The sequence below is a fragment of the bacterium genome, assembly GCA_035528375.1.
Taxonomy (GTDB): Bacteria; RBG-13-66-14; RBG-13-66-14; order RBG-13-66-14; family RBG-13-66-14; genus RBG-13-66-14.
Genome location: DATKYS010000108.1, coordinates 1 through 5129, shown reverse-complemented (window position 1 = coordinate 5129; position 5129 = coordinate 1). Strand labels below are relative to the sequence as shown.

At 62.4% G+C, this 5129-nt stretch carries 9 protein-coding genes and 1 pseudogene; 4 read left to right on the top strand and 6 right to left on the bottom strand.

Annotation, left to right across the window (positions count from 1 at the left end; all coding sequences use genetic code 11):
- Window positions 1-6 precede the first annotated feature (6 nt).
- The 4 genes and pseudogenes from VM054_08710 to dtd all read left to right on the top strand — a co-directional run bounded on the left by VM054_08710 (window position 7) and on the right by dtd (window position 1807).
- Window positions 7-492 (top strand): annotated as a pseudogene (locus tag VM054_08710) (zinc metallopeptidase).
- A 5-nt stretch (window positions 493-497) separates the two neighbouring features.
- Window positions 498-878 carry a hypothetical protein gene (locus VM054_08705; GenBank protein HUT99142.1) on the top strand — a complete coding sequence of 127 codons (381 nt, stop codon included), beginning with the start codon at window positions 498-500 and terminating at the stop codon, window positions 876-878.
- A 2-nt stretch (window positions 879-880) separates the two neighbouring features.
- Window positions 881-1345, top strand: a complete 465-nt coding sequence (locus VM054_08700) for a hypothetical protein (GenBank protein HUT99141.1) — start codon at window positions 881-883, stop codon at window positions 1343-1345.
- A gap of 9 nt (window positions 1346-1354) precedes the next feature.
- On the top strand, window positions 1355-1807 hold the full coding sequence (gene dtd, locus VM054_08695; GenBank protein HUT99140.1) for a D-aminoacyl-tRNA deacylase: 453 nt from the start codon (window positions 1355-1357) through the stop codon (window positions 1805-1807).
- A 66-nt stretch (window positions 1808-1873) separates the two neighbouring features.
- Here the strand turns inward: dtd and VM054_08690 are convergent, their stop codons facing one another.
- The 6 genes from VM054_08690 to VM054_08665 all read right to left on the bottom strand — a co-directional run bounded on the left by VM054_08690 (window position 1874) and on the right by VM054_08665 (window position 4965).
- Window positions 1874-2473, bottom strand: coding sequence for a hypothetical protein (locus VM054_08690; GenBank protein ID HUT99139.1), 600 nt, complete (start codon window positions 2471-2473; stop codon window positions 1874-1876).
- A gap of 139 nt (window positions 2474-2612) precedes the next feature.
- Complete coding sequence (locus VM054_08685) at window positions 2613-2822, bottom strand: hypothetical protein (protein ID HUT99138.1); 210 nt, start codon at window positions 2820-2822, stop codon at window positions 2613-2615.
- A complete protein-coding gene (locus VM054_08680) occupies window positions 2822-3031 on the bottom strand; it encodes a DUF1858 domain-containing protein (GenBank protein HUT99137.1) in 210 nt (69 codons plus the stop codon). Before VM054_08680 ends, VM054_08685 begins: the two co-directional genes overlap by 1 nt.
- 93 nt (window positions 3032-3124) lie before the next feature.
- A complete protein-coding gene (gene dps / locus VM054_08675; protein HUT99136.1) occupies window positions 3125-3676 on the bottom strand; it encodes a DNA protection during starvation protein in 552 nt (183 codons plus the stop codon).
- 358 nt (window positions 3677-4034) lie between these two features.
- Entirely contained in the window at window positions 4035-4433 is a 399-nt protein-coding gene (locus tag VM054_08670) for a class II SORL domain-containing protein (GenBank protein HUT99135.1), read from the bottom strand.
- A gap of 34 nt (window positions 4434-4467) precedes the next feature.
- Window positions 4468-4965 carry a ferritin-like domain-containing protein gene (locus tag VM054_08665; GenBank protein ID HUT99134.1) on the bottom strand — a complete coding sequence of 166 codons (498 nt, stop codon included), beginning with the start codon at window positions 4963-4965 and terminating at the stop codon, window positions 4468-4470.
- Between the last annotated feature and the right edge of the window lie 164 nt (window positions 4966-5129).

Here is a 5129-nt window from a genome sequence, read left to right as displayed (position 1 = left end):
GGTCGGCTGTCGGACCACTACGACCCGCGGACGCGGAAGCTGTACCTTTCCGCCGACGTGGCCCATTCGCCCTCCGTGGCCGCGCTGGGGGTGGCGGCCCACGAGGTTGGACACGCCATCCAGCACTCTAGCGGCTACTTCCCGCTCCACCTGCGCAACGCCGCCGTTCCCGCGACGAGAATCGGCTCCTGGCTATACCTGCCGCTCTTCATCGCCGGGCTCATCTTCGCCTTGGAGCCGCTGGTCTGGGTCGGCATCGGCTGCTTCACGCTCCTCTTGTTGTTCCAGCTCATAACGCTGCCGGTGGAATTCAACGCCAGCTCGCGGGCCCTGGCCATCCTGAGCGACGGAAATTACCTAGAGCCCGAGGAGTAGATCGGGGCGCGGAAGATTCTCTCCGCCGCGGCGCTGACCTACGTTGCCGCCCTGGTGTCCAGCCTGTTGATTCTACTGCGCCTTCTTTTAATCGCCGGCGCCTTCAACCGGCGGTAGGAAAAATGCGGCTCTGGGTGGGGCTACCGGTTCCCGACAAACCGGGCCAGTACGACCTCCGGCCCGTGGAGGTTTCTTATACCGCGGAGCGGCTGCGGAGGCTGAACCGTTTCCCGCTGCTTTTATCTTTCGGGTTGACCGTTCTCTTCGGAGCGGCGGCGGCGGTCCTCGCCGGTGTGCCGGAGGAAATCGGGGCGGGGTGGGCCCTGGGGGTTATGGCCGTGGGATGCGCGGTATCGGCGGTGGTATTCTTCCTTCAGCTCCACCAACGGTCCGCCATGCGCCGGGAGCCGGAGAAATTCGCCCGGCGCGCCTATCTTGCCTTCGACGCCGAAGATGACGAGGCGGCCTTCACCGAGGACGAGCTCGCCGAGAGGACCGGGTAGCCATGCGCTTCGTCGTGAACGGCCTGGACGTCACCAACGTGCGGCACGACCCGCGTGTGGCCCCGCATTACGGTCATCTCCTGCGCTGGGTCGTACTCTTCATCATCGGCTGCACCGTTCTGGGGCCGGGCATCACCTTCGGCGTCATCATCGGGTGGGGCTTCCTCCCCTGGGTCGTCGGCGGATTTTTCCTCTTCACGCTCGTCTTCTTCATCCGCGCCACCATCCGGGTCTCCTCCGCGGCGAAAGACGCCCTCCTGGAGCGCAACGCCGATTTCAGGGAAGTCCTGGGGCGCCTAAAGGGGCCGGAGCGGCCGACGCGGCGGCCGGTCCGGATAAAAACCCGCTGCCCCAACTGCGGCGCGGCGGTCTCCACCGGGCACATCACTAAAATAGAGGGCGTCCCGGCGGTGCACTGCCCGTTCTGCGACACGCTCTATACGCTGGAAGAAGCGGAGCCGGCCTAGGAGCGATTTTTGCGCGTAGTCCTGCAACACGTTTCGGAAGCGCGGGTCGAGGTGGACGGCCGCGTGGTCGGGAAAATCGGCTTCGGCCACGTCCTTCTGGTCGCCATAGCCGCCGACGACACCGAGGCGGAGCTCGCCTGGATGGCGGAAAAGGTCCTGGACCTGCGTGTGTGCCGCGACGAGGAGGGGAAGCTGAACCGCTCCCTGCGCGATCTGGGGCTGGGTGAGCTGCTGGTGGTGAGCCAGTTCACGCTCTACGGCGACTGCCGCAAGGGTCGGCGGCCGAGCTACATAAAAAGCGCCCCGCCTGAACTGGCGGAGCCTATGTGCAAAAAATTCGCGCAGATGCTGCGCGAGAGGGGGTTCAACGTGGCCGAGGGCGTCTTCGGCGCCCACATGCACCTGAGCCTGGTGAACGACGGCCCGGTCACGCTCATCCTGGAGCGGGAGCACGGACGTTGACCGGATTTCGTTACCGGGATAAAAAGGCGGCCCCGATTGGCCGCCTCTTTTTCCCGTCCGCTTAGGCTAGGGCAGGAAGACTTCCACGTCCAGCACATCGTTGGTGTCCGTGTCCACGGCCACGGTTGCCTGACCCGGGGAATCCGGGGGAACGAAACCGAGGGCGGCCCAGTTGGTGGTGCCGGGGAAGTCGTCCCCGTCGTAAGGCTCGACGACCAGGCTCTGTGGAAGCCAATCGGGGTAGCCCTCATCGGCCAGGGCCTCGGCGGCGGCCTCGACCCAGGGCCCGGCGTCGTCGTAGTCGGGCAGGCCTTCCAGGGGAAGGCTGGAATCGGTTTCCCATATGGTGAACGTTGAACCGTTGTACTGGACGGTGACGATCAGAACGTCCTCATCGGGTCCGCCCGGCAGCTCGGCGTAGTAGAACTGCCAGGACTGGTCTTCCTCGGGCTCGCCGTCGTCCGTCACGTCAATGCAGACGATATTGTACAGAGAACCATCGGGCAGTTCCTCATCGCGGACGGCGTCGGCCAGGTCGCGGCCCCAGCCGAGGCTGTGGTCGTCGCCGTTTCCATCACCGTCCCCGGTGGAGCTGGCGCAGCCCGGAACTAGGGCCAGAACGAGGGTGCAGAGCAGTGCGAGGAGGGTTTTTATCGAGTTTCTCATGATCGGACCTCCTTTTAGTGTGGTGACTTTAAAATTACTTAATTATACAGCCTAATTGGTCACCTTTCAATTTGTCCAAAGCTCAGTCGCTGAAAGCCTGGGGTGTGCTTATGTTTGCGACAGTCGTGGGGGAACGACGCTACCCTTTCTCCTCCAGGTAGCCGTTGAGCCAGCCGATTATCTCCTCGACCTGGTTCGGCCGGTAGCGTTTGGTCGCCAGGAGCTCGCCCACGGTGCCGGGGAAGACCTCGTTGCAGCGCAGGCAGATGATGCCGCGCTGCTGGAACCAGTCGGCGGCCTTGGGGTGCTCCGCGAGGACGGTCTTGACCGACGTGTCCTTGGTCACCATCACTCCCCCTTTTCCAGGAATGCGTTCAGCTCGGCGACGATTTTCTCCACGTCCCCCGCGGCATACCCCTTGTTGCCGAGAAGCTCGGCCAGGGTGCCCCAGAATGGCTCGCCGCAGCGCAGGCAGACGATTCCCCTTTTCAGGAGCCAGTCGGCGGCCGCCGGGTGCTCCTCCAGGAGCCGCTCCACGCTGGTGTCTTTTAGCGACATGGTTAAACTTTACCACGGGCCGGCCGTCCCCGCAACCGGCCGAATGGGTTTTAAAAAGCCGACCCGAAGGCCGGCTTCTTCAGCGGTGCGCCCCTACCTCAGAAACTTCGAGACGAAGGGCGAGGTTTCGCCGCGCCGCAAGAAGTGCCCCGAGGGTCCCTCGCCGAGGAATTCCGAGAACCAGGACTCGTGCTCTATCTCCTCGTTGAGGATGGCCAGGACGAGGTCGTAGGTCCGGTGGTCCTTGCCCGCGGTCATGTGGCAGATTTCTGTGTAGCCGCGGACGGCGCAGCGCTCCGCCGCCACGAGCACCCCGAGGATGGCTTTGACGTCGGAGATGTCCGCGGGGAGGTGGGCCGGGGGGCAGGCGGACAGGTCGTGGAACTTCTTCATGTCGTCGGGCAGCTTGCCGCCCAGCTCGTAGATGCGCGGGAAGAGCGCCTCGAAGTGGTTGCGGTCCTCGACCCGGGCTGTCTCGGCGATCTCCTTCAGGGTCTCGCCGTCCAGGCCCGTGAGGTTGGACCGCAGGATGGTGTAGTAGTAATAGGTGGTGAGCTCGGCGGCGGCGTTCTTCACCAGCATGTCCAGGAGCTTGTCCACGTCCACGCCGGCTTTTTCCACCATCTCTCTGGCGACTTTGGCCATGGTTTTCCCTCCATTACAGGTTAGGGTTGAATGTTTCGAACCGCGGGAGAATTATAGCGTGTTTCTTATGTAATTACATTACAGATTGCGAATATTTTAAGTCATACAAATGTAACTCTCATTGAATATAACGAGCACATTATCATAGTAATACGCCTGAACCAATTTTTCCTCCGCCATCGTCTGCTATCGAAAAGTGGCCGAGGAGTTACAGTCCGCCGCCCGGCTCCCGCGGCGTGGGTGTCCCGCCTCTTTCCCGAAAAGAGAACCGGTCGGAATGCCCGTAAGACGTTGGTGATGATGTACGAAAAAGAAGGCCGCCCCTGGGCGGCCTCGAATCGTTGGCGCGGCGTTTCCGCTAACCGAGGTTCACCCGCTTGCTCGATTCCCACAGCCCGTGGATGTTGCAGTAGGCGAGCGCGTTGAGCGTGCCGGGCTTGGCGGTCTTGAAGGAGAACGTCGCCTCGTGGTGGGTGTACACCGGGCCGGTGTTGGGGCCGTCGGTGGACTCGCCGTGGGCGTTGAACTCGAAGACGCCCAGGTCGTAGACGAACTTCGCGCCGTCCGGCACGAAGAACGCCTTTATCCAGCGGATGTGGTGCTCCGTGGTGTTGGGATGGGCAATTTCCTTGCCCAGGGTTACCGTCACTTGAGTCCACTCGTCCGGTTTGACTGTGTCCGGACAGGTGATGACCGGCACGTGCTTCTCCGACTTCCAGTCCGCCGACTGGATTTTCTCGGCGATGTGTTCAGCCATCGGGCCTCCTTAAATTACCGGGATCGTCCGTCTGTCAGCCTTTTTTCATCATCAGGTCCAGGTCCTCGAGAACGGATTCCAGGTCGTCCTCGTGCTCGACCTCGTCGGCGAGAACGGTCAGGAGCATGTGGTAGGTGATGGGGTCGGCGTCTTTGACCAGGGTGGTGAGCTTCTGATAAACGCCGATGGCGCAGCGTTCGCCCGCGATGTTCTGCTCCAGGATTTTACGGACGTGGGGGTCGGTCGGGGCGTCGTAGCCGCAGTTGGTGATTTTGTACCACTCCTCGGGCTTGAGCACCGGCGTGCCGCCGAGCTGGAGGATGCGGTCGGCGATGAGTCCCGCGTGCCGGAGCTCGTCGTCGGCATGCTCGATGAGCTCGTCCATGGCCGCCTCCCGCAGGGGGCCCTGGATGACCTTCGCCCCCAGCCAGTATTGGTAGTAGGCCAGCCACTCGTCGGCCAGGGCCCGGTTGAGCTCCCCGATGAGCTTTCCCGTGTCCATGCCGACTATCTCGGTCCCTTTCGTACCCATAGCGACTCCTTTTTTAATTTGGGTTTGGCATCACACACGTTCATGGACCAAAGAGGATGCTTTTCAGATAGGGTAGCATATCCGGGTCGTTTCGGTGGTTGAAGCGGAACTCCATTTCTCTGATGAACAGGTGGAAGTTTCGCTTGAAGCCGCCGTGATAGACC

Excerpts from the sequence above, each read along its gene's own strand:
- VM054_08705 (HUT99142.1), top strand. The coding sequence starts at position 498 with ATGCGGCTCTGGGTGGGGCTACCGGTTCCCGACAAACCGGGCCAGTAC.
- VM054_08700 (HUT99141.1), top strand. The coding sequence starts at position 881 with ATGCGCTTCGTCGTGAACGGCCTGGACGTCACCAACGTGCGGCACGAC.
- VM054_08690 (HUT99139.1), bottom strand. The coding sequence starts at position 2,473 with ATGAGAAACTCGATAAAAACCCTCCTCGCACTGCTCTGCACCCTCGTT.
- VM054_08685 (HUT99138.1), bottom strand. The coding sequence starts at position 2,822 with ATGGTGACCAAGGACACGTCGGTCAAGACCGTCCTCGCGGAGCACCCC.
- VM054_08680 (HUT99137.1), bottom strand. The coding sequence starts at position 3,031 with ATGTCGCTAAAAGACACCAGCGTGGAGCGGCTCCTGGAGGAGCACCCG.
- dps (HUT99136.1), bottom strand. The coding sequence starts at position 3,676 with ATGGCCAAAGTCGCCAGAGAGATGGTGGAAAAAGCCGGCGTGGACGTG.
- VM054_08670 (HUT99135.1), bottom strand. The coding sequence starts at position 4,433 with ATGGCTGAACACATCGCCGAGAAAATCCAGTCGGCGGACTGGAAGTCG.
- VM054_08665 (HUT99134.1), bottom strand. The coding sequence starts at position 4,965 with ATGGGTACGAAAGGGACCGAGATAGTCGGCATGGACACGGGAAAGCTC.